This window comes from Streptomyces sp. NPDC037126 (assembly GCF_055605965.1).
In genome coordinates this window covers 83,030-107,595 of the sequence record NZ_JBVJTD010000020.1, presented here as the reverse complement: position 1 = coordinate 107,595, position 24,566 = coordinate 83,030, and the positions used below count along the sequence as shown (strand labels likewise).

23 protein-coding genes are annotated in these 24,566 nt (G+C 72.1%); 4 read left to right on the top strand and 19 right to left on the bottom strand.

Annotated elements, in window-relative coordinates; translation table 11 throughout:
* Positions 1–551 precede the first annotated feature (551 nt).
* A complete protein-coding gene (locus ACZ7FF_RS34235; RefSeq protein WP_470817287.1) occupies positions 552–2,159 on the bottom strand; it encodes an amidohydrolase in 1,608 nt (535 codons plus the stop codon).
* Between the two features lie 100 nt (positions 2,160–2,259).
* The gene (locus tag ACZ7FF_RS34230; RefSeq protein ID WP_053759891.1) at positions 2,260–2,700 is read right to left on the bottom strand and encodes an Lrp/AsnC family transcriptional regulator; all 441 of its coding nucleotides are present in this window, start codon (positions 2,698–2,700) and stop codon (positions 2,260–2,262) included.
* Positions 2,701–2,944: 244 nt separating this feature from the next.
* Between ACZ7FF_RS34230 and ACZ7FF_RS34225 the strand changes: the two genes are divergently transcribed.
* On the top strand, positions 2,945–3,379 hold the full coding sequence (locus ACZ7FF_RS34225; protein WP_470817285.1) for a hypothetical protein: 435 nt from the start codon (positions 2,945–2,947) through the stop codon (positions 3,377–3,379).
* 22 nt (positions 3,380–3,401) lie between these two features.
* On the opposite strand, the gene ACZ7FF_RS34220 is transcribed toward ACZ7FF_RS34225, so the two are convergent.
* From ACZ7FF_RS34220 to ACZ7FF_RS34210, 3 genes are all read right to left on the bottom strand, one after another.
* Positions 3,402–4,496: a phosphotransferase family protein gene (locus ACZ7FF_RS34220; RefSeq protein ID WP_470817284.1), complete on the bottom strand. Its 1,095-nt coding sequence runs from the start codon at positions 4,494–4,496 to the stop codon at positions 3,402–3,404.
* Between the two features lie 14 nt (positions 4,497–4,510).
* Entirely contained in the window at positions 4,511–5,617 is a 1,107-nt protein-coding gene (locus ACZ7FF_RS34215) for an Rv3169 family protein (RefSeq protein ID WP_470817282.1), read from the bottom strand.
* A 344-nt stretch (positions 5,618–5,961) separates the two neighbouring features.
* Positions 5,962–7,134: an acyl-CoA dehydrogenase family protein gene (locus ACZ7FF_RS34210; protein ID WP_470817280.1), complete on the bottom strand. Its 1,173-nt coding sequence runs from the start codon at positions 7,132–7,134 to the stop codon at positions 5,962–5,964.
* 333 nt (positions 7,135–7,467) lie between these two features.
* Between ACZ7FF_RS34210 and ACZ7FF_RS34205 the strand changes: the two genes are divergently transcribed.
* Positions 7,468–8,700, top strand: coding sequence for a glycoside hydrolase family 18 protein (locus ACZ7FF_RS34205; RefSeq protein WP_470817278.1), 1,233 nt, complete (start codon positions 7,468–7,470; stop codon positions 8,698–8,700).
* A 54-nt stretch (positions 8,701–8,754) separates the two neighbouring features.
* Here the strand turns inward: ACZ7FF_RS34205 and ACZ7FF_RS34200 are convergent, their stop codons facing one another.
* From ACZ7FF_RS34200 to ACZ7FF_RS34180, 5 genes are all read right to left on the bottom strand, one after another.
* Positions 8,755–9,408: a TetR/AcrR family transcriptional regulator gene (locus ACZ7FF_RS34200; protein ID WP_470817277.1), complete on the bottom strand. Its 654-nt coding sequence runs from the start codon at positions 9,406–9,408 to the stop codon at positions 8,755–8,757.
* A 105-nt stretch (positions 9,409–9,513) separates the two neighbouring features.
* On the bottom strand, positions 9,514–9,654 hold the full coding sequence (locus tag ACZ7FF_RS34195) for an SCO1431 family membrane protein (RefSeq protein WP_470817275.1): 141 nt from the start codon (positions 9,652–9,654) through the stop codon (positions 9,514–9,516).
* A gap of 101 nt (positions 9,655–9,755) precedes the next feature.
* A complete protein-coding gene (locus tag ACZ7FF_RS34190) occupies positions 9,756–11,129 on the bottom strand; it encodes a peptidase C39 family protein (protein WP_470817273.1) in 1,374 nt (457 codons plus the stop codon).
* A 218-nt stretch (positions 11,130–11,347) separates the two neighbouring features.
* Positions 11,348–12,877: an amino acid permease gene (locus ACZ7FF_RS34185; RefSeq protein ID WP_470817271.1), complete on the bottom strand. Its 1,530-nt coding sequence runs from the start codon at positions 12,875–12,877 to the stop codon at positions 11,348–11,350.
* A 64-nt stretch (positions 12,878–12,941) separates the two neighbouring features.
* Entirely contained in the window at positions 12,942–13,898 is a 957-nt protein-coding gene (locus tag ACZ7FF_RS34180; protein ID WP_470817270.1) for a hypothetical protein, read from the bottom strand.
* A gap of 322 nt (positions 13,899–14,220) precedes the next feature.
* On the opposite strand from ACZ7FF_RS34180, the gene ACZ7FF_RS34175 reads away from it, so the two are divergent.
* Positions 14,221–14,781 (top strand): uridine kinase family protein, encoded by a 561-nt coding sequence (locus ACZ7FF_RS34175; protein WP_470817355.1) that lies wholly within the window; start codon positions 14,221–14,223, stop codon positions 14,779–14,781.
* Between the two features lie 430 nt (positions 14,782–15,211).
* Complete coding sequence (locus tag ACZ7FF_RS34170) at positions 15,212–17,074, top strand: AAA family ATPase (RefSeq protein ID WP_470817269.1); 1,863 nt, start codon at positions 15,212–15,214, stop codon at positions 17,072–17,074.
* Positions 17,075–17,154: 80 nt separating this feature from the next.
* On the opposite strand, the gene ACZ7FF_RS34165 is transcribed toward ACZ7FF_RS34170, so the two are convergent.
* From ACZ7FF_RS34165 to ACZ7FF_RS34125, 9 genes are all read right to left on the bottom strand, one after another.
* Positions 17,155–18,243: a hemolysin family protein gene (locus ACZ7FF_RS34165; protein WP_470817267.1), complete on the bottom strand. Its 1,089-nt coding sequence runs from the start codon at positions 18,241–18,243 to the stop codon at positions 17,155–17,157.
* Positions 18,240–19,574 carry a hemolysin family protein gene (locus ACZ7FF_RS34160; RefSeq protein ID WP_470817266.1) on the bottom strand — a complete coding sequence of 445 codons (1,335 nt, stop codon included), beginning with the start codon at positions 19,572–19,574 and terminating at the stop codon, positions 18,240–18,242. Before ACZ7FF_RS34160 ends, ACZ7FF_RS34165 begins: the two co-directional genes overlap by 4 nt.
* A 203-nt stretch (positions 19,575–19,777) precedes the next feature.
* A complete protein-coding gene (locus ACZ7FF_RS34155; RefSeq protein WP_470817264.1) occupies positions 19,778–20,233 on the bottom strand; it encodes a PH domain-containing protein in 456 nt (151 codons plus the stop codon).
* 16 nt (positions 20,234–20,249) lie between these two features.
* Positions 20,250–21,098 carry an ATP phosphoribosyltransferase gene (hisG, locus tag ACZ7FF_RS34150; RefSeq protein ID WP_470817263.1) on the bottom strand — a complete coding sequence of 283 codons (849 nt, stop codon included), beginning with the start codon at positions 21,096–21,098 and terminating at the stop codon, positions 20,250–20,252.
* Between the two features lie 55 nt (positions 21,099–21,153).
* Positions 21,154–21,426, bottom strand: coding sequence for a phosphoribosyl-ATP diphosphatase (locus ACZ7FF_RS34145; RefSeq protein WP_019983911.1), 273 nt, complete (start codon positions 21,424–21,426; stop codon positions 21,154–21,156).
* Between the two features lie 34 nt (positions 21,427–21,460).
* Positions 21,461–21,946 carry a 6,7-dimethyl-8-ribityllumazine synthase gene (gene ribH, locus ACZ7FF_RS34140; protein WP_470817260.1) on the bottom strand — a complete coding sequence of 162 codons (486 nt, stop codon included), beginning with the start codon at positions 21,944–21,946 and terminating at the stop codon, positions 21,461–21,463.
* 23 nt (positions 21,947–21,969) lie between these two features.
* Complete coding sequence (locus ACZ7FF_RS34135; protein ID WP_470817258.1) at positions 21,970–23,259, bottom strand: bifunctional 3,4-dihydroxy-2-butanone-4-phosphate synthase/GTP cyclohydrolase II; 1,290 nt, start codon at positions 23,257–23,259, stop codon at positions 21,970–21,972.
* Entirely contained in the window at positions 23,256–23,897 is a 642-nt protein-coding gene (locus ACZ7FF_RS34130) for a nicotinamide mononucleotide transporter family protein (RefSeq protein WP_470817257.1), read from the bottom strand. The genes ACZ7FF_RS34135 and ACZ7FF_RS34130 overlap by 4 nt, the downstream gene beginning before the upstream one ends.
* The gene (locus ACZ7FF_RS34125) at positions 23,894–24,499 is read right to left on the bottom strand and encodes a riboflavin synthase (protein WP_470817255.1); all 606 of its coding nucleotides are present in this window, start codon (positions 24,497–24,499) and stop codon (positions 23,894–23,896) included. Before ACZ7FF_RS34125 ends, ACZ7FF_RS34130 begins: the two co-directional genes overlap by 4 nt.
* Positions 24,500–24,566: the final 67 nt, after the last annotated feature.

Genomic DNA, 24,566 nt, shown 5'->3' with positions numbered 1-24,566 from the left:
CGCGACAGCCCGTTCGTATGGTGGTGTCGATTCCACAAGAGTGGGGTAAGAATGCGTTCTTTGGCATCTTCACGCTGCGTTTTCGCCACGTTCGTGCCGCGTTCCGGCTCTCCGGATCGCCCCGAGCACGCCTCGGACGCCTTCGTCCCGCTGCGGATGGGGGCCCGGCGCCCTTCGGGCCGACCTGGGACCCGCTGGCTGCGGATCGACCGAAAGCCGTTGTCTACTGAGCCCGGGCCCCACCCGGGTCACACCTTGCCGACCGGCGGGAACGCTTCCTCGTCGGCGCGGGGCGCTGAGCCTGGTTCCCAGCGACGGTGCCCCGGTGCGGCACACCGTCCCTGACCCAGCGGCGCTGCGGCGAGTTGCGCGAACGCTCCCCGGTCGGGCGTCCGGTGGTGGACTCGGACGAACCTACCGGCCCCCCGCCGCCGACTGTCAACAGCCTCTTTACCTGCGCAAACGCCGACGGGCAGGCGGAAAGCCCGGAGGATGCGCAGGTCGCGCGAGGCGGCGGCGGCGCCCCACGGGCGCCGCGCCACCCCGGTAGATCACTCGCCCGGCCGTACGAACACGGTCCGCCCGCCGACCACGGTGCGCAGGCAGACCGGCAGGTCGCGGCCCGGGGTGAGGTCGGGCAGGCCCGGGGTGCCGGAGCGCGGGTCGGTGGACCAGCGCGCCACCCGGTCGTCCGGGGCCTGGACGACCAGTTCGTCGGTGCGCCAGACGGCGTAGTCGGCGGGCGCACCCGGCACCAGCACGCCCGCGTCGTCGCGGCCGGTCGCCCGCCAGCCGCCGCGCGTGTGCGCCGTGAAGGCGGCGCGCACGGAGACCCGGTGCTCGGGCGTGTGGTGGAAGGCGGCGGCGCGGACCGTGCCCCAGGGGTCGAGCGGGGTGACGGGGCTGTCGGAGCCGAAGGCGAGGGGCACACCGGCGCGGAGCAGGGCGGCGAAGGGGTTGAGGGTGCGGGCCCGGCCGGCGCCGAGCCGGCGGGCGTACATGCCGTCCTCACCGCCCCACAGCGCGTCGAAGGCGGGCTGCACGGATGCGATCAGGCCCAGCTCGGCGAAGCCGGCGACGGTCTCGGGGGTGAGCATCTCGGCGTGCTCGACGCGGTGCCGGGCGGCGCGGATCCGGGCGAGGCCGATCTTCTCGGCGGCGGCGCGCACGCCCGCCACGACGGCGGTCACGGCGGCGTCGCCGATGGCGTGGAAGCCCGCCTGGAGCCCCGCCTCGGTGCAGGCCACCACGTGGGCGGCGACGGCCTCGGCGTCCAGGTAGGCGGTGCCGGTGTGGCCCGCGTCGGCGTACGGCTCGTGCAGGCAGGCGGTGTGCGAGCCGAGGGCGCCGTCGGCGAAGAGGTCGCCCGCCGCGCCCACGGCACCCAGCTCCCGCGCCCGGTCGACGTTCTGTTCGGCCCAGTAGCCGACGACACGGGGGCCGGGCAGCTCGGTGGCGAGCCTCAACAGGGCGGTGAAGTCGTCCTCGGAGGAGATCTGGGGGCCGCCGCACTCGTGCACCGAGCCGATGCCGAGGGAGGCCGCGTGGGCGAGGGCGGTGCGCTGGGCCTCGGCGCGCTGGGCCGGTGTGATGGCTCCGAGGGCGGCATCCCGTACGGCGTGGTGGGCGTCGCGGGTGAGCGGGGCGTCCTCACGGGGGAGGTCGCCGGGGACCAGGTCCAGCAGGGCGGTGCTGACGACGGCCGAGTGCACGTCGATGCGGGACAGGTACAGGGGGCGGCCGCCGGTGGCCTCGTCGAGTTCGGCGCGGGTCGGCGGGCGGCCGCCGGGCCAGCGGGCGGCGTCCCAGCCGTGGCCCAGCAGGACCCGGTCGCCGGGGCGGGCGGCGGCGAACTCGCGGACCAGGGCGAGGGCCGCCTCCAGGGAGGGCGCGCCGGACAGGTCGAGGCCGGTCAGCGCGAGACCGGTCGCGGTGGTGTGCACATGTGCGTCGGTGAAGGCCGGGGTGACCAGGGCGCCGTCGAGGTCGACCACCTCGTCCACGCCGTCGGCGAAGGCGTCGGCGGCGCCCTCGGAGCCGACCCAGGCGACTTGTCCCGCCTCGACGACCATCGCCGTCGCGAAGGGGTCGGCGGGGCTGTGCACCTCACCGCGGCGCAGGAGGACGGTCTCGGGGGGCTCGGTGGTGCGCTCACTCATAGCGCACAGTTTCCCCCGCCGGAAGGGGGCCGCCGCACCTGGGGCGGGCGAAAGGGCGCGGCCGGCGCCGGCCGCGCCCCCGCCGGCGGGCCGGTGGCGCTCAGATCCGGGGCGGGCGGGCCTCGTACGGCGTCGACAGGACCACCGTCGTACGCGTCGACACGCCCGCCAGGCCGCGCAGCCGGGCGAGCAGTTCCTCCAGTTCGTGCGGGGTGGCCACACGGACCTTGAGGATGTAGTTCTCGTCGCCGGCGACGCTGTGGCAGGCCTCGATCTCGGGGACGCCCGCCAGGCGGTCCGCGATGTCGTCCGGGGCGCTGGGGTCGAACGGTTTCACCGAGATGAACGCGGTCATCGGCAGCCCGACGGCCTCCGGGTCGACCACCGCGGCATAGCCGCGGATGACGCCACGTTGTTCGAGCCGGCGCACCCGCTGGTGCACGGCCGACGTGGACAGGCCCGTGGCCTTGCCCAGGTCTGTGTAGCTCATCCGCCCGTCCTTGACGAGCAGCTGCACGATCTGACGGTCCAGCTCCTCCATGGCGCCAAAACCTACAGTGCGGTTGATCTCCTCGGATAGCCGAGAGCGCAGGTCATGGCCGGTTCGATACAAAAAGCACCGCCGCGGGGCCCTCGTGAACACCCTCGCATGGCATGTGATGAACGCCACATGGTTCGAACAGGCTCCGTGATGTTCTCGTGATTACCGCCGAGACCGGGCGGGAAGTGCTTGCTGTGGTCGAGGCCTCAGCGCCTTCTCGGCCCATCCTTAGGGGGAGAGTCCCATGCAGAGTGTCAAGCGCCCTGGTCGATCCGCGTCCAAGCGGCAGCAGCCGGTGGTCGAGCCCGAGCCGGAGGGCGTCGAACCCGACGCCCTCGAGGACGAACTCGACGCCTACGACACCTTGGAGATGTACCGGGTGGTCTGCCCGGACTGCGCGCAGCCCATCGCGCTGCTGGCGGACGAGGAGGTCCTGCCGGAGCACGCGCTGTGCGCCTCGCCGTGGAACCCGTTCGGGCTCACGGTCTGTGCCGGCACGGGCCGTACGGCGGCCGACGCCCGCCCCGCGGACGAGTCCGTCGAACCGCAGGAGCAGGACACCGCCCTGCTGCTCACGCTCCCCCAGGGACTGAACTGGCGGACGCAGCCCTTCTCGCACGTCGGCGGCCCGGGCTCGCGCCCTATGCGCGTGCCGTCGATGCGCCGCCAGGCCGCCTGAGCGCTCCCGCCCCGGGCCCGGCTCACTCCCAGTAGGTTCCCTCCACCATGGCGCGCAGGCTGCCGTGGTGCAGGATCAGGGTGTCCGGGTCCGCCGGGACGGAGGCCTCGCCGAAGTACACCTGGCGGTAGGCGATGCGCAGCATGACGACGGCGTGCCGCAGTGCGGCGTACAGGGTGTGGAACTCCATGTCCCGCGGGGTGTGCCCGGTCAGGCGCGCGTAGCGGGCCTCGACCCGGTCGCGGCGCAGCAGGCCGGGCAGTCCCCGCTGTCCTGAGCCGGCCGTGAGGTCCTGGAAGAAGCGGTGCAGGTAGATCGTCCAGCCGAGGTCCACCTCGCGCGGGGCGAGTGCCGCCATCTCCCAGTCGAGGACGGCAACGGGCTCGAAGCCGTCGTAGACGACGTTTCCGATGCGCGCGTCACCCCAGGTGAGGACGGGTTCGCCGGGCTCGCGGGGCCACAGCTGGGCCAGCCGGTCGAACGCCGCCTCGATCAGGGGCGACGGGGCGAGTCCGTCGGTCACCCAGGCGTAGTAGGCCCGTTGGGCCGCCACGTGCCGGCGCAGGGCGTCCCCTTCACCCGGCAGGGCGAGGAAGTGGGCGTCGGCGGGCGGGACTTGGTCGTGGAGCCGGGCGAGCAGCCCGATCGTGGCCGCCTCCAGGTGCTCGCGCTCGGCATCGCTCGCCGCGTGCAGCCAGCTGTCCTCGTAGGTGTACGGCATGACGTCGGGCGGCACCCGTCCGGCGACCCGTTCCATCACGAGGAACGGCGCCCCGAGCGGGCCCGGGTCCTCCTCCAGCCACAGCGCCCGGGGCACGGGCACGTCCGTGCGCTCGGCCACCAGGCGCAGGGTGCGGTACTGGCGGGCCATGTCGTACTCCGGGAAGACGGTGTACGCCGCCGGGTCCGCGGCGAGCCGTAACGCGCAGGAGCGGACCGGCGGTCGCGGGTGGTCGATGTCGAACAGCAGGGTCTCGCTCGACATGCCGTTGGAGGCCGGGACGGTGACGCCGACGGCCCTGGCGCCGGGCAGGCGGGTGCCGAGCCAGGCGGTGAGCCGGCGGGTCAGTTCGCCGGGGTCGCGGGTGGTGGTGCGGGGGCGCGGTGCGGGGGCCATGCCGGGCTCCTCCCTCAGGGCGCGACCGAGTCGAAGCCGGTGAAGCCGCTGGGATCGTGCCGGCCGAACGAGCCGTGCTCGAAGATCCCGTGGCCGGTGTGCCCGTCGAGCCGGAAGCGGGCGGAGTGGTCGGTGACGCCGTAGGCGGCGAGGGGCTGGGCGGCCGGGTCGGAGAGGTCGTAGGTGCGGCTGTCGGTCCAGCCGGGGCCGCGCCAGGTGCCGTGCTGCCAGTCGTCGGCGGGCGGGTACCCGGCCCCGACGGCGAGCGGGGAGGAGACGAGGGTCTCCACCTCCAGTTGGTGCGGCTCGCGCGGGTCGCCGAGGTGGATGACCGCCCGTTCCGGGTGGCGGGTGCCGGAGCGGTAGCCGATCTCGGCGCGGGGCCAGCCGAGTTGGCGGTCGCGATGGCCGGGCCGGACGAGGGTGGCGTCGTTCAGGGTGCGGTAGCCGTCGGCGTCCTCCTGGGTGACGACCATGAGGAAGCGGTCCGCGAAGCGGACCGGGCACCAGATCCAGTGGAAGCCCTCGGCGGGGTGGTCCTGGGCCAGCCGGCCGCCGTCCTCGCCCGGCACCGGCCGGACGCCCCAGCTGCGGTCGCGGGTGCCCGTCCAGTCCCGCGCGGTGACCCGGAACTCCTCTCCCCCGGCCCGGATCACGCCCTCCGCGGTGCCCGCCTGGACGAACCGGCGGCCTTCCAGGGTGAGCCGCTCGCCCCGGCGCTGGAGGTGGTGCGGCTCCCAGAGGGCCGGGAAGGCGGCCGTCCAGGTCAGGTCGCAGGCGAGCAGTTCGTCCTCGCAGCGCAGCCTCAGGAGTTCCAGCGGCCGCGCCACGTCGATGCGCAGCGGGCCGACGGCGAGCCGCATGCGGTCGTCACCGAGGGCGTCCGAGGCGCGCACGGCGTACAGGGTGTCGCCGGTGCGGAGGGTGGCATAGGCGTCGATCACGCCGAGGTTGGGGTAGACGCCGAGGCCGAGGATCAGCAGGGCACGGCCGGCGTGGTCGAGGACGTGGAAGATGCAGCGGTCGTAGGCGTTGCGGTCGCCGGTCGCCACGTGCCTCATGGACAGCGGCACCTGGTGCACGGGGTACTCGTCGAGCGCTACCGGACGGTCGTCGGCCACGGACACCCCCCTGGGAGACAGTCCGCTGACGGTACGTCAGATATCGGGAGGAGGCCAGAGCGGGGCGCGGACGTCCGTGAACTGACGCCCGATTCCGGCGGGCGGTGACCTGCCGGGCGGACGCCGCGTTCTTCCGGGCATGACCCCCCTGTACTCGGCCACCGGGCGTCAGCGCCGCATTTTCGTCCCCCGCCCGGCGGAATCGGTTCCGCCTCCCGCGCCGCAGGACCCGCCCATCTACCGCGAACTGATGCGCGTCTGGGCCGACCGGGGCCGCACCCTGCCGGGCCGCCACGACCCGGAGTGGGTCAGGCTGGCGGCCCCGACGGTCCGCACGGGGCAGTTCAGCGACCTTCGGGTCCCGCCACGTGACGTGCGATGACCATCCGCTGGATCTGGTTGGTGCCCTCGACGATCTGCAGGACCTTGGCCTCGCGCATGTAGCGCTCGGCCGGGAAGTCGGCGGTGTAGCCGTAGCCGCCCAGTATCTGCACGGCGTCCGTGGTGACCTTCATGGCCGTGTCGGTGCAGTGCAGCTTGGCCATGGCGGCCTGCTTGGCGAACGGCCTGCCCGCGTCGCGCAGCCGGGCCGCGGCGAGGTAGAGCGCGCGGCCGGCCTCGATCTGGGTGGCCATGTCGGCGATCATGAAACGCAGGCCCTGGAAGTCGGCGATCGGCCGGTGGAACTGCCGGCGCTCGGTGGCGTACGCGACCGCCTCGTCGAGGGCGGCCTGGGCGACACCTATGGCGCAGGCGGCGATGCCGAGGCGGCCCGAGTCGAGGGCGGACAGGGCGATGGTGAAGCCCTGGCCCTCCTCGCCGATGCGCCGCTCGTCGGGGACGCGGACGCCGTCGAAGTGGACCTGGGCGGTGGGCGAGCCCTTCATGCCCATCTTCTTCTCGGGTGCGGCGGCGCTCAGACCGGGCGCGTCGCCGGGCACCAGGAAGGCGGTGATCCCGCGGGGGCCGTCTTCGCCGGTGCGCGCCATCACGGTGTAGAAGTCGGCGATGCCGCCGTGCGTGATCCACGCCTTGGTGCCGGTGATCACCCAGTCGTCGCCGTCCCGGACGGCCTTCGTGCGCAGCGAGGCCGCGTCGGAGCCGGATGAGGGCTCGGAGAGGCAGTACGCGCCGAGGAGTCCGCCGCCGAGCATCGCGGGCAGGTGCTCGACCTGCTGCTGCTTGCCGCCGTAGGTGGCGAGCCCGTAGGAGGCGAGGGTGTGCACGCTGACGCCGAGGCCGACCGTGAGGCGGGCCGCGGCCAGCTCCTCCAGGACCTGGAGGTAGACCTCGTAGGGCTGTTCGCCGCCGCCGTACTCGGGGTCGTACGGCAGGCCGAGCAGTCCTGATGTGGAGAGCAGGGTGAAGACCTCGCGCGGGAAGCGTCCCGCGTCCTCCTCCTCGGCTGCCTTCGGCGCGATCTCGCGCTGGGCGATCTCACGGACGAGGGCGAGCAGGTCCCTCGCCTCTTCCGTCGGCAGTTGACGCTCCACCGGCTGCGGGTCGCGGTCGGACATGGCGTCGGTCTCCTCCCTGTTCGGGCACCGGCGGTCTGGCCCGTCGGGTGGGGGCGGCTCCGCCTGGTCGTTCCGGTCGGCCACCGGCGCTCGCTCCCGGGTCTCGGAAGCTGCTGACCAGCGGCTGTGCGCTGTGAGTATGCCCGATCGGCGACCTCCAGTCACCAGTTAACGACCGCTCACTTCAAGATTCCAGTCGAGGCGACCCGGGTGCGCGCGGATTGGTCCGAACCATTGACTCAGTGGTCTAGTCCTCCTAGGGTGCATGACCGACGCTTTACCGCGTTCATGCCAATCGGCGCGCGTCACCCTCACCCCGCGAGGAGACACCCGATGCTCACTCCCCAGCGCTCGCGGCTGCGGGCCCTCGTCTCGGCCGCGTGCACCGCCGTCCTCGGCGCGGGCCTGCTGGCCGGCGCGGGCACCGCGACCGCCGCCGCCCCCGTGGCACCGCGGTTCACGGCCGGGTCCAAGGTCGTCGGCTACTTCACCGAATGGGGCACCTACGACCGCACGTACTACGTCAGGAACATCCAGACCTCGGGCTCCGCGTCCAGGCTGACCCACATCGACTACGCCTTCGGCAACGTCACCGGGGGCAGGTGCGCGCCGGGCGACTCCTACGCGGCCACCGACCGCGCCTACACCGCCGCCGAGTCCGTCGACGGCGTCGCCGACACCGGGGACCAGCCGCTGCGCGGCAACTTCAACCAGCTGCTGAAGCTGAAGAAGAAGCATCCGGGCCTGAAGATCCTGTGGTCCTTCGGCGGCTGGAGCTGGTCCAGCGGCTTCGGGGAGGCCGCGAAGGACCCGGCCGGCTTCGCCCGGTCCTGCTACGACCTGGTGAAGAACCCCAGGTGGGCGGGGCTGTTCGACGGCATCGACATCGACTGGGAGTACCCGAACGCCTGCGGCGACACCTGCGACACCAGCGGGCGGGAGGCCTTCAGGGACGTCATGGCCGCACTGCGGTCGAGGTTCGGCTCCCGCAACCTGGTGACCGCGGCGATCACCGCCGACGCGACCCGCGGCGGGAAGATCGACGCGGCGGACTACGCGGGCGCCGCGCGGTACGTCGACTGGTACGACCCGATGACGTACGACTACTTCGGCGCCTGGGACGCCACGGGACCGACCGCCCCGCACTCCCCGCTGACCTCCTACCCCGGCATCCCGAACGCGGACTTCAGCACCTCGGCGACGATCGCGAAGCTCCGCGGACTCGGCATCCCGGCGGCCAAGCTCCTGCTCGGCATCGGTTTCTACGGCCGCGGCTGGACGGGCGTCACCCAGGCGGCACCGGGCGGCACGGCGAGGGGCCCGGCGGCGGGGACGTACGAGCAGGGCATCGACGACTACAAGGTCCTGAAGGCCAAGTGCCCGGCGACCGGCATCGTGGGCGGCACGGCGTACGCCAAGTGCGGCAGCGACTGGTGGAGTTACGACACCCCCGCGACCATCGCCGTCAAGTCGGCGTACCGGAACCGGCAGGGCCTCGGCGGCACCTTCCTCTGGGAACTGAGCGGCGACACCGCGAACGGCGAGCTGATCAAGGCCGTCAGGTAGGCCCCCTGGCGGGGGACCCGGGAGCGGAGGACCACGAGCCTCCGCTCCGTCGGGTCACTGGTCCCGGCGGGCCGGCGGCGGGGCCGGGTAGGCCGGGTCGAGCTCCTCTATGGCGCGCAGGGCGCCGCCGAGCGTCTTCACCAGCAGTTCCCGCATGGTGTCGCGGGGCAGCTCGGGGTGTTCGATCCAGTCCAGGGCGGCGCCCTCCACGCTGCACACCCAGGAGAGCAGGCCCATCCGCACCAGCGGGGAGACGTCGCTGCGGCCGTAGGCCCCTTCGGCGATGGTGGTGATGATCGCCTCGCGCACGCCGTCCCGGATGGCGTGCACCTCGGCGTCGAAGCCGACGCCGCCGCTGACGATGGTGCGGTAGGCCGCCTGGTGATGCTCGGCGTAGCGCAGGTAGCTGTCGATGGTGCGGTGGACCCGGTCCACGGCGGGCAGTTCGAGGGCGCCTGCGGCGTAGGTGACCAGGTCGGCGACGGAGTCCTGGATGATCGCCAGGTAGTAGCCGCGCTTGGACTGGAAGTAGTAGTAGATCAGCCCCTTGGCGACATGCGCCTGGCGGGCGATGTCGTCCATGGACAGCGCGTCGTAGGACGTGTCGGCGAACAACTTGCGCCCGATGGCGATGAGTTCGGCGCGACGCGCCACGGAGCGCTCGGTGCCGCGCACCCGGGGACGGACGACGGCAGCCTGTTGACGCATATTCAATTTCGGCCCTGTTCCAGGCGGTCGGCGGGACATCCGCAGTATGTCAGAACATGCCCTGCCCGGGAGGCGCCGAAGCGGAGCAGGCCGGGACCGCCCGGGTCAGAGCAGGCCGAGCCGGGTGACGAGCATGGCGATCACCGCGACGAGGACCCAGCCCACGACGTGTTCGGCGATCTTCGGGCCGTCCTCCTGGGGGCCGCCGGTGCGGACGCGGGTGGCGGTGGCCGGGTGTGCGGTCATGCTGGTACTCACAGAGGTCGGACGTGCAGAGCGGTTCCCCCACCCTTTTGTCCACCTTGCCACCCGCGAGGGCCCGTGCGGCGATGAGCTTGGTCACACGGTCAGCGCACGCCCACCGCGGCCAGGGCCTTGCGCTGGCGCGGGGTCGGATGCGCCGGGAAGTAGAGGTAGCAGACCCCGCCGGTGCCCGAGGAGACACCGCCCGAGGCGTTGTACCGCTTGGTCCTGAGCCAGATGTTCTCGAACTCCCGGCGCAGGTAGACCCGTCGTACGGCATCGTCGCCCGGCGAGGCCGGGTCGTTGGCGATCACGTCGCCCTCGGCCGTGAAGCCGATCACCGTCATCAGATGGCCGGAGGTGCCGTAGCCGGCGCCGGTCAGCTCGGTCTTCAGGAAGGACTGGGACGTTATGGCCGGGATGCCGGCCGCGACCAGGGTCTCCAGGTCGGTCAGCGAGGCGAGACGGGTTACCACGCCCTGGATGTCCTGGTAGGTGGCCGCGTAGGCCGCGTTGAAGGGCCAGTTGCCGCAGCCCTCGTACTGGTAGTCGTAGGTGGCGCGGGCGGCCAGGTCCACCTGCGGGTCGGCGTAGGACGGGTCGACCCAGGCGAGCTGCTCGGGGGTGGGGCGGCCGCCCCAGTACTCGATGATCATCTGCGATGAGGTGGGGCTGCACCAGGCCTCGCCGCCGTTGTCGTACTGCGGGTACTGGCCCTTGTGGATCTCCTGCGAGTAGCGCGGTACGGGCAGCTCCTGGGCGAGCCCGGGCGAGGAGGCGGGCACGGTGAAGCGGTCGGGGATGTCCGAGCCCATCGCGCCGAGCCGCCAGACGGTCGGGGTGAGGCGGGTGCCGGGCTTGCGGTAGAGCGTGAGGCGCAGCCGGTACGACGCGAGCCGCAGGCCGGTGCCGGCGTCGTCGATGGCGAAGGTGTCGGTCCAGATGCTGCTCCGGCCGTCGCTCTGGCCGTCCACCGAAGTCCGCTTGATGTCCTGGTCCCCGGCCGCCCAGCGGCCCATCACGTACCAGGGGGTGTCGGTGCCGTCGGAGTAGGTGCCGAGCAGTTCGACCTGGAGCCAGGTGCCGTCGGGGGTGTGCGCGTTCCAGGAGGAGACGACCTCGGTGGCCGGGGCGGAGAGCCGGTGCACCGGGGAGGTCCAGGTGGCGTACTCCCAGGTGGCGGTGGTGCCGGTGTGCGGGTCTGTGTAGTCGCTGCGGCCTGCGGGCGAACCGATCACCACCCCGGGGCGGGGGCCGGACACGGCGCGGACGCCCTGGTCGGCGCCTGAGCGCCAGTCCCGGTACGTGGTCCAGGCGTGGTAGTCGATCGGGCGGGCGTCGGCCCGGCCCGCGGCCTCGGTGCCGGTGGCGGTCACCCGCGCGGTGGCGGCGGCAGCGGGCGCGGCCGCTCCGGTCACCGCCGCGGCGACCGCGACGGCGAGGACGGTTCTGCGGGACGGCTGTTGGGCTCTGCTCATGGGCGCGATTACCCCCAGGTGTCCGAGTCGTGGCTGATTTCCGGTGCACGCGTGTGCGCCAACTATGGAGCAGCCGCCATGCCCCTGCCAGCACTTCCACCGATGCCGCGCCACCAACATTGGTCTGATCCGGTGACGGGATCCGGCAGCCGGGGGACACGGCCCGGCCCCGGCCCCGCGGGGTGGGGCCGGGGCCGGGGCCGGGTCGCTCGGAGCGGTCAGACGAGGTCCATCGCGGCGACCTCGTCGGGGCGGCCGTAGCTGACGGGACCCTGGAAGCGGCGGCGGGCGGTGGCGAACCACCAGACCGTCGCCACGAGGAGGACGGCGGCGAGGGCGATCGGCGCGTAGTTGAAGGAGTCCACGGTGATCGGGGAGGCCTGCGGCAGCATGAACAGGACACTGCTGAGGACGATCCAGATCACCGCGAGCCAGCCGACCGGCCGGCCCCAGCGGCCCAGGTGCCACGGCCCGGGCTCGAAGCCGTCGCCGAGGCGCAGCCGCAGGAAGATCGGCACGGCGTAGGCGAGGAAGAGGCCGACGACGTTCACGCTGACGATCGCGGTGAAGGCCGTGTGCGACCACCAGCCCGGGACGACGAGGGCCAGCGAGCAGACCACGGCGAGCCAGACCGCCTTGACGGGCGTGCGGGTGCGCGGCGAGACCGAGTGCCACCAGCGGGAGCCGGGCATGGCACCGTCCCGGGAGAAGGCGAAGATCTGCCGGGTGTTGCTGGTGAGGTTGGCCAGGCCGCAGAACAGCATCGCGCCGATGACGATGAGGAGCATCACCTTGGCGGTGGCGAGACCGAGGCCGTCGATGAGGATCTGGACGGGGGGTGCTCCCGCACCGGCCACCTTGGAGTAGTCGTTAATGCTGTAGACCAGTGCAAGCATCAGGACGAGACCGGTGATCGCCGAATAGCCGATGGCACGGGTGATCCCCTTGGGCGCGTTGACCGTGGCGCGGACCGTTTCCTCGGACATGTGGAAGCTGCCGTCGAACCCGGTGAACGTCCAGCTGGTGACCAGCAGACCGAGCATGCCGCCGTAAAGTCCGCTAGTGAAGCCGGTGTTGTTCTCGAAATGCGTCACGAAGGACGCGGGCTGATGATGGTGCGGCATCACTATGAGTGCCCCGACGATCACCACGAGTCCGATCAGCAGCCACCACACGGAAATTCGGTTCAGTACGGCGACGAGCTGCACGGTGTAGGTGTTGGCGAGCCCCTGCACGACGATGATCACGGCCGTGATCAGGATCGTCTGGTGGACGGTCGGCTGGTAGGAGGGCCACTGCAGCTGCACGAAGGCCTGGACGAAGGTGGCGGCCGCATAGCCGGTCGCGGCCGTGCCGCCGATCTGGCCCACGAAGTTCAGCCAGCCCGTGTACCAGGACCAGGCGCCCTTGTGCCGTTTGGCGAGTTTACCGGCGGAGAAATACAGGGCACCGCTGGTCGGATATGCGGACGCGACCTCCGCCATGGCCGCGCCGATGAGCAGCACCATGAAAGAGACACCGATCCAGCCGAACACGAGAATGCGGGGCCCACCCGCGTTCATGCCGAATCCGAAGGACGAGAAGATACCCGAGAGGATATTGATGATGGTGAAGGAGATCGCGAAATTGTCGAACGCCTTGAAACGGCGCGTGAGTTTTCGCGGATAACCCATCGCGTGCAGCGTCGCGTCGTCGTCGAGCACGACCGCGTCCTTGTCCGCGCGGGCCTTCGCCCGTGGGGTAGGCATCCCTTCCGACACTGATCGACCTTTCTCTCGATGGCTCTCGATGGGGAGCGGGGGGCGAGCGGGGTCAGGCGGGTCCGGGGACGGGCAGGCCGCAGCCGCGGCGCGCCCGGGAGAGCTGCTCGGCGGGGTCGCCGAAGGCGCTCCAGGGCATGCGCGAGGCGTACGGGCCCATCGCAGCGAAGACCGCCCGGGCCTCGAACTCGCGCTGGGCCATGACCAGCGCGTGCGCGAGGTAGGCCAGGTCGAGCACCGGGGTGAAGCGGTAACCGGCCACCGCGGGCAGCCAGTTGTGGTAGATCGCGAGGGCGGTGGAGCGCCACTGGGGCTGTTCCCAGACCCGGTCGGCGAGCAGCTGGGTCGGGTTGTAGCTCTCCACCAGGGCCACCAGGGGCAGCAGCCGCAGGGCGGAGTCGGCGGGCGCCCGCTGGCTCAGGAAGGCGGCCACGTCCCAGGCCGAGTTGACCGAGCCGCCGTGGCGCGTGAAGAAGGAGGACAGGAAGCGGTGGTGGGCCTCGCGGTGCCAGGGGTCCAGCGACAGGATGTGCGCGAACAGCCGCCAGGGCCCCGGCGGGGCGGTGAGCAGACCCTGCGGCGCCGGGTCGCGCAGCCGGTGCAGGCGGGCCATCGCCAGCTTGGCGACCCAGGGCGTGGGATCCTTGGGGGCCTCGGCCGCGGCCCGCTCGCAGGCGGTGAGCGCTATCCGCTCCAGCGCCTCGGCGCGCTCGTCGCGGGCGTCGGCGGCGCGCAGCGCGCGCTGCACCGCGACCCGCGCCCACATCAGCTCCGCCTCGGGCGAGGGCTCCTCGGCCAGCCAGCGCTCCACCAGGTCGCTGCCGGCGGCCTCGGAGGCGAGCACCAGCGAGCGGTGGGCGCGCAGGGCGAAGTCGGAACGGGTCTCGGCCAGGGCCTCGTGGGCGTATCGATATCGTCCGGCGCGCACGTCGACGCAAACGCTTGCCAGGACACGGTCGTCGGCCGCCGGGTGCCATACATAGTGCCCTTCGAATAACTCCGCGGCCATGTCCCCTGCCTGTCCCCGTTCGACGCATCACAGTTGCGCTGGAGGCACTTTACTCAGCGGCGGGCACACCCGGAACGCCGAATTCGACATATCGGTCAGGGGATTCGCGAATGTTTATCGGTGCCATTGACTGGCCGCCAGCCGGTGGTTCAAACCGTGACTTTCTTTCCCGCCGGGCGGCCCCGGTGGTCCAGTCACTATGGGCCGCTACTAGAATGTTTCCGGAAAACCCCCCACACCGCACCACACCTCGGGAATCACCATCGACGACCTCGCCGCCCGGCTGCGCGGGCTCCGCCCGTCCCTCGGGCCGGTCCGGCTGATCGGTGTGGACGGGCACGCGGGATCCGGGAAGTCCACCTTCACCGGACGGCTGGCCGACGCGCTGGGCGGGGCCCCGGTGCTCCACCTCGACGACATCGCCAGCCACGAGCGGCTCTTCGCGTGGACCGACCGCCTCCGGAGCCAGGTGATCCACCCGCTCGCCGACGGCGAAAGCGCGTACTACACCCCCTACGACTGGCGCGCCCGCGCGTTCGGGGAGCCGCGCCCCCTGCCGCCCGCGCCCGTGGTCCTGCTCGAGGGCGTCGGCGCCGGCCGCCGCGAGCTGCGGCCGCATCTGGCGCGGCTGCTGTGGATGGAGCTGCCCCAGGAGGAGTCCTGGGCGCGCGGCCGCCGGCGGGACGGGGCGGAGCAGCGGGAGTTCTGGGACGGCTGGGTGGCGGCGGAGCGCGCGCACTTCGCCTTCGACCCTTCGCGCCCCCATGCCGATCTTCTGGTGATGCAGACACACAAGGGATACAAGGTACTGCCGGGGCCCGAGTCGCCCCCTGGACCGGACCAGGTTGTGACCCACAGTGACGGACCGTCTCTGATGTGGTGAAGGTGTGAAGAGCCGTCCGCGGCAACTCCCCCGAGTGCCTCAACTCTGCTTGACCGGGGGGTCGTACAGGACTTACGTTCTCAATGAGCGGCCATGGGAGCCGCCCGAAGACGCGAAGCCCCCGGTTGTTCCCCCGTGATCGGGGGCTTCGTTCTGCCCGCGAGCCGGTTTCCCGGCCGCTCCGCGCACCCATCTCATCACCCTCGGTCACCGAGGCGCGTGCGCCCGTCTGCTCCCACCTCGCCAAACGGGCTGTGCGGCACCCTTCGGAACGCGGTCGTACCGCGGGTACGATGCCTTCGGTGCGACCTTCGAGCGGCTGCCTCGCGCACCTGCAACTCCGGTCCGCGGAAAGGCGGTTCGACCGCGGCGGCCGCCGGGTGACTGCCCGGGCGGTGAACCACGGGGGCACGGTCTGTGGGGGGACGTGATGGACTTCGGCACGCAGGGCCCCGAGGCCCCGGCCGACCTCGCCTGGCTGCGGGGGGTGGACGCCTACACGATGGGTGCCTATCCGCAGGCGGAGGAGGAGTTCCGGGTCGCGGTGCGGATGGACCCCGGCATGGCGGACGCGTGGCTCGGGCTGCATGCGCTCCGGGTCGACACCACGACCGCGCTGCTGCGCATGTACCGGCACCGGGAGCGCTTCGGCGAGCAGCGCGCCCGGCACCGCCGGACCCTGAACTCCTGGTACTGGCTCGGCTGGTGGGTGCAGCCGGTGCTGGAGAGCCCGCGTGACCTGCTGCTGGCGCACGCCTCGCACTGGCTGGACGGGCGGCACGTGCCCGAGCTGGACCGTGCGCTGGCCGGTCTGCCGCCGGTCGACACGGACCCGCAGGTCCGCTTTCTGCACGCCTGCCGCGCCTATCTGGTCAAGGACTGGGATCAGCTGGTGCGGCACACCGACCCGCTGCTCGACGACCCGATGCTCGGCATCGAGGCCGGCCTGTTCGGCGGCATGGCCCGGGTGCGGCTGGAGATGTACGGCCAGGCCGAGCCGCTGCTGTCGGCGGCGCTGATGCGCTGCCGCAGCGAGCAGCCGCAGCGCAAGGAGCTGCGCTACTGGCTGGCGCGCGCCCACGAGGGCACCGGCCGCTCCGCCGCCGCGCTCCCGCTCTACCGCGCGGTGCACCGGGTCGACCCGGCCTTCATGGACACCTCGGCCCGGCTCGCGGCGATCGCCGAGGGCGACGGGTACGACGACGCGGCCGACCTCGCCTCGATCACGCTGACCGGCATGGGGCAGGACGTGGGGGACGGCCTGGACGGATTCGACCCGGTGTTCGGCGCGGAGGGACGGGACCTGCGGCTGCCGGAGCCGGACCTGCCGACCGGTCCCCTGCCCTCGGTCCCCGATCCGGCGGTGCGGGTCAAGACCGGCGTCTCCGCGTCCCATCTGCCGGCGGGGCCGACCGATCCCGCGCTACTGGAGGAGGCTCTCGCCGAACTGGAGCGCATGGTGGGGCTCGAACCGGTCAAGCGGCAGGTGAAGGCGCTCTCCGCGCAGCTGAACATGGCCCGGCTGCGGGCCGGTCAGGGGCTGCCGGTGCAGCCGCCCAAACGGCACTTCGTCTTCTCCGGCCCGTCGGGCACGGGGAAGACCACGGTGGCCCGGATCCTCGGCCGGGTGTTCTACGCCCTGGGGCTGCTCGGCGGTGACCACCTGGTCGAGGCCCAGCGGGCCGACCTGGTCGGCGAGTACCTCGGGCAGACGGCCGTGAAGGCCAACGAGCTGATCGACTCCGCGATCGGCGGGGTGCTGTTCGTGGACGAGGCGTACTCGCTGTCCAACTCCGGGTACGGCAAGGGGGACGCGTACGGCGACGAGGCGCTGCAGGTGCTCCTGAAGCGGGCCGAGGACAACCGGGACCACCTGGTGGTGATCCTCGCCGGCTATCCGGAGGGGATGGACCGGCTGCTCGCCGCGAACCCCGGGCTGTCCTCCCGGTTCACCACCCGGGTCGACTTCCCCTCCTACCGGCCGCCGGAACTCACCGAGATCGGCAAGGTGCTGGCCGCGGAGAACGGGGACGTGTGGGACGACGAGGCCCTGGAGGAGCTGCGCTCCATCGCGGGCCACGTCGTCGACCAGGGCTGGATCGACGAACTGGGCAACGGCCGCTTCCTGCGCACCCTGTACGAGAAGAGCTGCGCGTACCGGGACCTCCGGCTGTCGACCTACGCCGGCGCCCTGTCCCGCGACGACCTGGCGACCCTGCGGCTGCCCGACCTGATGCAGGCCTACGGGGAGGTCCTCTCGGGCCGGGGGCCGCACGATCCGTCGGCCATGTAGGCGCGGGAGCACGCGGGAGAGGCGCGCACGGGGCACGGGCGACTGAGCGAACATCCCCCGCGCCCCTGGGCGACCACGGTCTACGTGGCCAGTGCCTGCTCCGGCTCCCCGCTCACCCTCGGCTCGGTCAGCCGCACGTCCGGGACCTCCCGGTGCGCCGGGTCCCGTACCTCGCCGACCAGGAGTTCGAGCACGTCCTCCAGCGCCACCAGCCCCAGTACCCTGCCGGTGGAGTCCGCGACCTGGGCCAGATGGGTGGCCGCGCGGCGCATGACCGTGAGGGCGTCGTCCAGGGGCAGCTCGGCGCGGAGGGTCGCCATCGGGCGCCAGACGCGCTGGGGCACCGCCCGGTCGGAGTCCTCCAGGTCGAGGACGTCCTTGACGTGGACGTACCCCATGAACGCGCCCTTGGCGGACGCGGCGACCGGGAAGCGGGAGTAGCCCGTCCGGGCGGTCAGCCGCACGATCTCCCCCGGGGTGACCGAGGGGGGCACGGTGACCAGGGACTCGCGCCGCAGCAGGACGTCCGTCACCGGGCGGGAACCCAGCTCCAGGGCGTCCTCCAGGCGCTCCTGCTCCTCGGGGTCGAGCAGGCCCGCCTGACCGGAGTCCTCCAGCAGGCGGTTGAGCTGCTCGCTGGTGACGACGGCCTCGACCTCGTCCTTCGGCTCGACCCGGAACAGCCGCAGGACGGCCTGGGCGCAGGCGCCGAGGGACACCGTGATCGGCCGGCAGACGCGGGCGAACCAGACCAGGCCGGGGCTGAGCCACAGCGCGGCCTTCTCCGGGGCCGCCATGGCCAGGTTCTTCGGGACCATCTCGCCGACGACGAGGTGGAAGAAGACCACCCCGGCGAGGGCGATGACATAGCCGAGGGGGTGGATCACGCCGTCCGGAAGGTGGACGGCGGCGAACACCGGCTCCAGCAGCCGGGCCACCGTCGGTTCGGCGACCGCGCCGAGGGTCAGGGAGCAGACGGTGATGCCGAACTGGGCGGCGGCCATCATCTGCGGCAGCCGCTCCAGGCCGTACAGCACCTGGCGTGCCCGGGCGGTGCCGAGCGGTTCGATCTGGCTGCGGCGGACCGAGACCAGCGCGAACTCGGCGCCGACGAAGAGACCGTTGGCGAGCACGAGCAGCGCGGCGAAGAACAGTTGGAGGACGCTCATCGCAGGGCCTCCACGGCGTTGACCGCCGGGGCCGTCCGGACCAGGCGGACCCGCTCGGCGCGGTAGTGGCCGACCTGGCGGACCGAGAGCCGCCAGCCGGGCAGTTCGGCCTTGTCGCCGGGGGCGGGGATCCGGCCGAGCAGGTCGGCGACCAGGCCGGCCACCGTCTCGTACGGTCCCTCGGGCACGTCGAGGCCTATGCGCTGGAGGATGTCGACGCGGCAGCTGCCGTCGGCGTCCCAGGCGGGCCTGCCGTCCTCGGGGGGTGCGGCGGCCAGCTCGGGCACGTCCTTGGCGTCGTGCTCGTCGCGGACCTCGCCGACGAGTTCCTCGACGATGTCCTCCAGGGTGACCACGCCGGCCGTGCCGCCGTACTCGTCCACGACGACCGCGATGGGCTGCTCGCTGCGCAGCCGGGCCAGCAGGGGCTGGACCGGCAGGGTCTCGGGGACCAGCAGCGCCGGACGGGCGATGCGGCCGACCGGGGTGCGCAGGCGGTCGCTCGCCGGGACCGCGAGGGCGTCCTTGAGGTGGGCCATGCCGACGATCTCGTCGATCTTCTCCCGGTAGACGGGGAAGCGGGACAGTCCGGTGGCACGGGTGAGGTTGACCACGTCCTCGGCGGTGGCGGAGTCCTGCAGCGCGCTGACCTTCACACGGGGGGTCATCACGTGCTGCGCGGTCAGCTCGCCGAGGGACAGGGTGCGCACGAACAGGTCGGCCGTGTCCTGCTCCAGGGCGCCCGCCTGCGCGGAGTGCCGGGCCAGCGAGACGAGTTCGCCCGGGGTGCGGGCGGAGGCCAGTTCGTCTGCGGGCTCGACTCCGAGCGCGCGGACGAGCCGGTTGGCGACCGTGTTGAGCGCGGCGATCACCGGCCGGAACAGGCGGGAGAAGCGGGCCTGCGGGCCCGCGACGAAGCGGGCGACCTGCAGCGGCCTGGACACCGCCCAGTTCTTGGGCACGAGTTCGCCGACCACCATCTGGATGGCCGAGGCCAGCAGCATGCCGACGACCACGGCGACGCCGGAGACGGCACCGCCGGGGATGCCGAGCGCGGCGAACGGGCCGTGCAGCAGCGCGGCCAGCGCCGGTTCGGCGAGCATGCCGACGACCAGGGAGGTGATGGTGATGCCGAGCTGGGTGCCGGAGAGCTGGAAGGACAGCTCCTTCAGCGACTCGACGACCGTGCCGGCGCGTCGGTCGCCGTCGGCGGCGGCCTTCTCGGCGTCCGGCCGCTCGACCGTCACCAGGCCGAACTCGGCCGCCACGAAGAATCCGTTGGCAAGGATCAGCAGGAGAGCCGCTCCGAGGAGCAGCAGAGGGGTGGTCACGATGCCGCCGCCTCCCCGGTATGTCGGGTGGGGGCGGCGCAGGTACTACAGGACGATCCGTCCATCGCCGGAGGGGGTCACTCCTCGGGTTGCAGGAACCCCTGTGCACCGGGCGGCACGCAGGGGCGGAGGCGCAGCGTGAACGCCTCCGCCACCAGATTAATAAAGACAGGGCCCGCACGGGCAGGGTGGGCGACCCCGAGTCAGCCCCGATCTTCCGCCACATGGGCGGTGGAGCGGGCCTCGGCGAGCGCCCGCAGGGCCCTCGCGTCGGCGATGGCCCGCTGCCTGGCCAGGCCTGGCTGGATGCCGAGCGCGGCCAGGCTGGTGCCGTCGCTGAGGTTGAGGAACACCCAGGGATCGCCCGGACGGAGGTTCACCTGAAGGATCTCCGCCCAGTCCAGGCGCCGCTGGCCGGCGATGTTGACGACGGTGACGCCGCCCTCGTCGGCGACGACCTTGACCCGGGCCAGCCGGGCCAGGGCCCAGAAGATCAGCGCGCCGGTGACGACGAAGCTGGCCCGCTCCCCCGGGCCGAGCTGCTCGAGCAGCATCGCGACCCCGGAGATGGTCAGGAAGATCGCCACGCCCGCCGTGAGCAGGATGGCCCGGGTGTGGCCCGGGCGGAAGGTGACGGGCAGCGTGGGCAGGTCGGACATCTGTTCGCTCACCTTCTTACAGGCGGCAGGCGTGGATGGCCGTGGTCAGGATGGCGCGGGCGCCGATGGCGTAGAGGTCGTCCATGATCCGCTGCGCCTCCTTGGCGGGGACCATGGCACGGACCGCGACCCAGCCCTCGTTGTGCAGCGGGGAGACGGTCGGGGACTCCAGGCCGGGGGTGAGCGCGACGGCCTTCTCCAGCTGCTCGACGCGGCAGTCGTAGTCCATCATCACGTACGTCCGGGCGACCAGGACGCCCTGGAGGCGGCGCAGGAACTGCTGGACCTTCGGCTCCTCGGCGTCCGCGCCGGTGCGGCGGATCACGATGGCCTCGGACTTCATGATCGGCTCGCCGAAGACCTCCAGGCCCGCGTTGCGCAGGCTGGTGCCGGTCTCGACGACGTCGGCGATGACCTCGGCGACGCCCAGCTCGATCGCGGTCTCCACCGCGCCGTCCAGGTGGACGACGGAGGCGTCGACGCCGCTGTCCGCGAGGTGCTTGGCGACGATGCCCTCGTAGGAGGTGGCGACCGTCCTGCCCTTGAGGTCCTCGATGCCGTCCGCGGTGCCGGGCCTGCCGGCGAAGCGGAAGGTGGAGCGGGCGAAGCCGAGCGGCAGGATCTCCTCGGCGTCGGCACCGGAGTCGACCAGCAGATCGCGGCCGGTGATGCCGATGTCGAGGCGGCCGGAGGAGACGTAGATCGCGATGTCGCGGGGGCGGAGGTAGAAGAACTCGACCTCGTTGCCCGGGTCGACGATGCGCAGCTCCTTGGACTCCCGGCGCTGCTGGTAGCCGGCCTCATGCAGCATCTCCGCCGCAGGGCCGGACAGGGAACCCTTGTTGGGGACGGCGATGCGCAGCATGAGGTCGGCTTCCTTTGCGTGAAGGGGTTTCTACGGCTGTTGCGGCGGGGGCGACTTACAGATGGGCGTAGACGTCGTCCAGGGAGATGCCGCGGGCGACCATCATCACCTGGACGTGGTAGAGCAGCTGCGAGATCTCCTCGGCGGCCGCCTCCTTGCCCTCGTACTCGGCGGCCATCCAGACCTCGGCGGCCTCTTCGACGACCTTCTTGCCGATGGCATGGACACCCTTGCCCACCAGCTCTGCGGTGCGGGAGGTGGCGGGATCGCCCTGGGCGGCCTTGTGCTGGAGCTCGGTGAAGAGCTCCTCGAACGTCTTCTTGGACATGGTGGTCCTTACCCTACGCGCTCCGGCCGGTGCCTCAGTGCCAGGGTTCGGATACTGAGCGAAGTGTGGCCGCGGTTGACACCGCCGCGGTCACCGCCTCGTGTCCCTTGTCCTCGTTCGACCCTTCCAGACCGGCCCGGTCCAGGGCCTGCTCCTCGGTGTCGCAGGTGAGCACGCCGAAGCCCACGGGGACGCCGGTCTCCACGGAGACCTGGGTGAGGCCCTGGGTGACGCCCTGGCACACGTAGTCGAAGTGCGGGGTGCCGCCGCGTACGACGACACCGAGGGCGACCACCGCGTCGTAGCCGCGGCCGGCCAGGACCTTGGCGGCGACCGGGAGCTCGAAGCTGCCCGGGACCCGGATCAGGGTCGGCTCGTCGATCCCCAGCTCGTGCAGGGCGCGCAGGGCGCCGTTCACCAGACCGTCCATCACCTTCTCGTGCCACTGCGCCGCGATGACGGCGACCCGCAGGTCGCTCGCGTTGCGTACGGACAGCTCCGGTGCACCCTTGCCGCTCACTTCTCTCCTCAGTGCGTTCGTGCTTACTGGTTGCCGCAGGTGGCCGACACGGCGCCCGTGTCCAGCCAGGGCAGATCGTGCCCCATCCGGTCCCGCTTGGTGCGCAGGTAGCGGAGGTTGTGCTCGCCGGCCTGCACCGGCATCGGCTCGCGGCCGGTGACCTGCAGCCCGTGGCGCAGCAGCGCGTCGGTCTTGTCGGGGTTGTTGGTCATCAGCCGCACGCTGCGCACGCCGAGGTCGGCGAGGATCTGCGCGCCGGCCCCGTAGTCGCGGGCGTCGGCGGGCAGGCCGAGCTCCAGGTTGGCGTCGAGGGTGTCGCGGCCCTGCTCCTGGAGTTCGTAGGCGCGCAGCTTGGACAGCAGGCCGATGCCGCGTCCCTCGTGGCCGCGCAGGTAGACCACCACTCCCCTGCCCTCCTCCTGGATCCGCCGCAGGGCGGTGTCCAGCTGGGGGCCGCAGTCGCAGCGCAGGGAGGCGAAGACGTCGCCGGTGAGGCACTCGGAGTGGACGCGGACCAGGACGTCCTCGCCGGTGCCGAGGTCGCCGTGGACGAGGGCGACGTGTTCGACGCCGTCGGTGGCGCGGTAGCCGTAGGCCCTGAAGGTGCCGTGCCGGGTGGGCAGACGGGTCTCGGCCTCGCGGTGGACGGTGGGCTCGCTGCCGCGGCGGTAGGCGATCAGGTCCTCGATGGAGATGATCGTCAGGCCGTGCTTGCGGGCGAAGGGGATCAGCTCGGGCAGGCGGAGCATGCGGCCGTCCTCGCCGGCGATCTCGACGATGGCGCCGGCCGGACGGAGTCCGGCGAGCCGGGCGAGGTCGACGGCGGCCTCGGTGTGGCCGTTGCGCACGAGCACCCCGCCGGACCTGGCGCGCAACGGGAAGACGTGGCCGGGCCGGACGAGGTCCGTCGGCTCCGCCGCGCCGCTCGCGAGCAGCTGGAGCGTGGTGGCGCGGTCCGCGGCCGAGATGCCGGTGCTCACCCCGTGGGCGGCGGAGGCGTCCACGGAGACGGTGAAGGCGGTCTTCATCGACTCGGTGTTGTCCTCGACCATCTGCGGCAGCCGCAGCCGGTCCAGTTCCTCGCCCTCCATGGGCGCGCAGATCAGGCCCCGGCACTCGCTCATCATGAAGGCGACGATCTCGGGGGTCGCCTTCTCGGCGGCGACGACGAGGTCGCCCTCGTTCTCCCGGTCCTCGTCGTCGACGACCACCACGGGTCGGCCGGCGGCGATGTCGGCGATGGCCTGCTCGACCGGGTCGAGCGTGAAGTCGTCGACGTCGTCGGTGCGGTACAGCAGAGGGGCCGCGGTCATGCCGGCGCTCCTTCCAGGACGGGCTGCGGGCTCCGGCGGGAGCGCAGCCACCAGTCGCGCATGCCCCACAGGACGAGTGCGCCGTAGATGACGTAGACGAAACCGGAGAAGGCGTAGCCGTTGGCGAAGTTGAGGGGGACGCCGACGAGGTCGACGAGCAGCCAGGCGAACCAGAACTCGACCATGCCCTTGGCCTGGGCGTACATGGCGACGACGGTGCCGACGAAGATGTAGGCGTCCGGCCAGGGGTCCCAGGACAGCTTTGGGAACGCGGTGAAGAGCAGGGCGGCGGCGACGGTGCCGACGGCCGCGGCGCCGACCAGGGCGGCGCGCTCGCGCCAGGTGGCGAACCGAGGGGTGATCTGCCCGTCACCGCCCTCGCCCCGGCCGCGGTTCCACTGCCAGAAGCCGTAGACGGCGACGGCCATGACGACGGCCTGCTTGCCGGCGCTGCCGGTCAGGTGGCCGTAGAAGGCCGCGAAGAGGATCAGGCCGGAGACGAACTGGACCGGCCAGGTCCACAGGGAGCGGCGCCAGCCGAGCGCGAGGGCTGCCAGGCCGAATATGTTGCCGATCATGTCGGACCACAGGATGTGCTGCCCGAACAGGGTGAATGCCTCGGAGTTGAGCGAGTTCACCGGCCGGCCCCCTGACCGGCCGCGAGCAGCCGCTCCACGTACTTGGCGACGACGTCCACCTCGAGGTTGACCGGGTCGCCGGGCTGTTTCACGCCGAGCGTGGTCAGGGCGAGGGTGGTGGGGATGAGGCTGACGGTGAAGTAGTCGGGGCCGGCCTCCACGACCGTGAGGCTGATGCCGTCGACGGTGATGGAGCCCTTCTCCACGACGTAGCGGGAGAGGTCCGCCGGGAGCGAGACCTTGACGATCTCCCAGTTCTCGGAGGGCTTGCGCTCCAGTACCTCGCCGGTGCCGTCGACATGGCCCTGCACGATGTGGCCGCCGAGGCGGGCGCCGACGGCGGTGGGGCGCTCCAGGTTGACGCGGGCGCCGACGGAGAGCGCGCCCAGGCTGGAGCGGTTCAGCGTCTCGGCCATGACGTCGGCGGTGAACTCGTCGCCCTCGTGGTCGACGACGGTGAGACAGACCCCGTTCACGGCGATGGAGTCGCCGTGCTGCGCGCCCTCGGTCACGACGGGTCCGCGGAGCCGGAAGCGGGAGGCGTCGCCGAGGTTCTCGACGGCGGTGATCTCACCAAGCTCTTCGACGATTCCGGTGAACACTTCCCGGGTCCTCCTGCCTCTTCGGGCACGGACTCCGGGGCCTGTCGATGACGACAGAGACACGGGT

Bases quoted from the DNA above. Each gene is read 5' to 3' on its own strand.
- ACZ7FF_RS34235 (WP_470817287.1), bottom strand. From the start codon at position 2,159: ATGAGTGAGCGCACCACCGAGCCCCCCGAGACCGTCCTCCTGCGCCGC.
- ACZ7FF_RS34230 (WP_053759891.1), bottom strand. From the start codon at position 2,700: ATGGAGGAGCTGGACCGTCAGATCGTGCAGCTGCTCGTCAAGGACGGG.
- ACZ7FF_RS34225 (WP_470817285.1), top strand. From the start codon at position 2,945: ATGCAGAGTGTCAAGCGCCCTGGTCGATCCGCGTCCAAGCGGCAGCAG.
- ACZ7FF_RS34220 (WP_470817284.1), bottom strand. From the start codon at position 4,496: ATGGCCCCCGCACCGCGCCCCCGCACCACCACCCGCGACCCCGGCGAA.
- ACZ7FF_RS34210 (WP_470817280.1), bottom strand. From the start codon at position 7,134: ATGTCCGACCGCGACCCGCAGCCGGTGGAGCGTCAACTGCCGACGGAA.
- ACZ7FF_RS34205 (WP_470817278.1), top strand. From the start codon at position 7,468: ATGCTCACTCCCCAGCGCTCGCGGCTGCGGGCCCTCGTCTCGGCCGCG.
- ACZ7FF_RS34200 (WP_470817277.1), bottom strand. From the start codon at position 9,408: ATGCGTCAACAGGCTGCCGTCGTCCGTCCCCGGGTGCGCGGCACCGAG.
- ACZ7FF_RS34195 (WP_470817275.1), bottom strand. From the start codon at position 9,654: ATGACCGCACACCCGGCCACCGCCACCCGCGTCCGCACCGGCGGCCCC.
- ACZ7FF_RS34190 (WP_470817273.1), bottom strand. From the start codon at position 11,129: ATGAGCAGAGCCCAACAGCCGTCCCGCAGAACCGTCCTCGCCGTCGCG.
- ACZ7FF_RS34185 (WP_470817271.1), bottom strand. From the start codon at position 12,877: ATGCCTACCCCACGGGCGAAGGCCCGCGCGGACAAGGACGCGGTCGTG.
- ACZ7FF_RS34180 (WP_470817270.1), bottom strand. From the start codon at position 13,898: ATGGCCGCGGAGTTATTCGAAGGGCACTATGTATGGCACCCGGCGGCC.
- ACZ7FF_RS34170 (WP_470817269.1), top strand. From the start codon at position 15,212: ATGGACTTCGGCACGCAGGGCCCCGAGGCCCCGGCCGACCTCGCCTGG.
- ACZ7FF_RS34165 (WP_470817267.1), bottom strand. From the start codon at position 18,243: ATGAGCGTCCTCCAACTGTTCTTCGCCGCGCTGCTCGTGCTCGCCAAC.
- ACZ7FF_RS34155 (WP_470817264.1), bottom strand. From the start codon at position 20,233: ATGTCCGACCTGCCCACGCTGCCCGTCACCTTCCGCCCGGGCCACACC.
- hisG (WP_470817263.1), bottom strand. From the start codon at position 21,098: ATGCTGCGCATCGCCGTCCCCAACAAGGGTTCCCTGTCCGGCCCTGCG.
- ACZ7FF_RS34145 (WP_019983911.1), bottom strand. From the start codon at position 21,426: ATGTCCAAGAAGACGTTCGAGGAGCTCTTCACCGAGCTCCAGCACAAG.
- ACZ7FF_RS34135 (WP_470817258.1), bottom strand. From the start codon at position 23,259: ATGACCGCGGCCCCTCTGCTGTACCGCACCGACGACGTCGACGACTTC.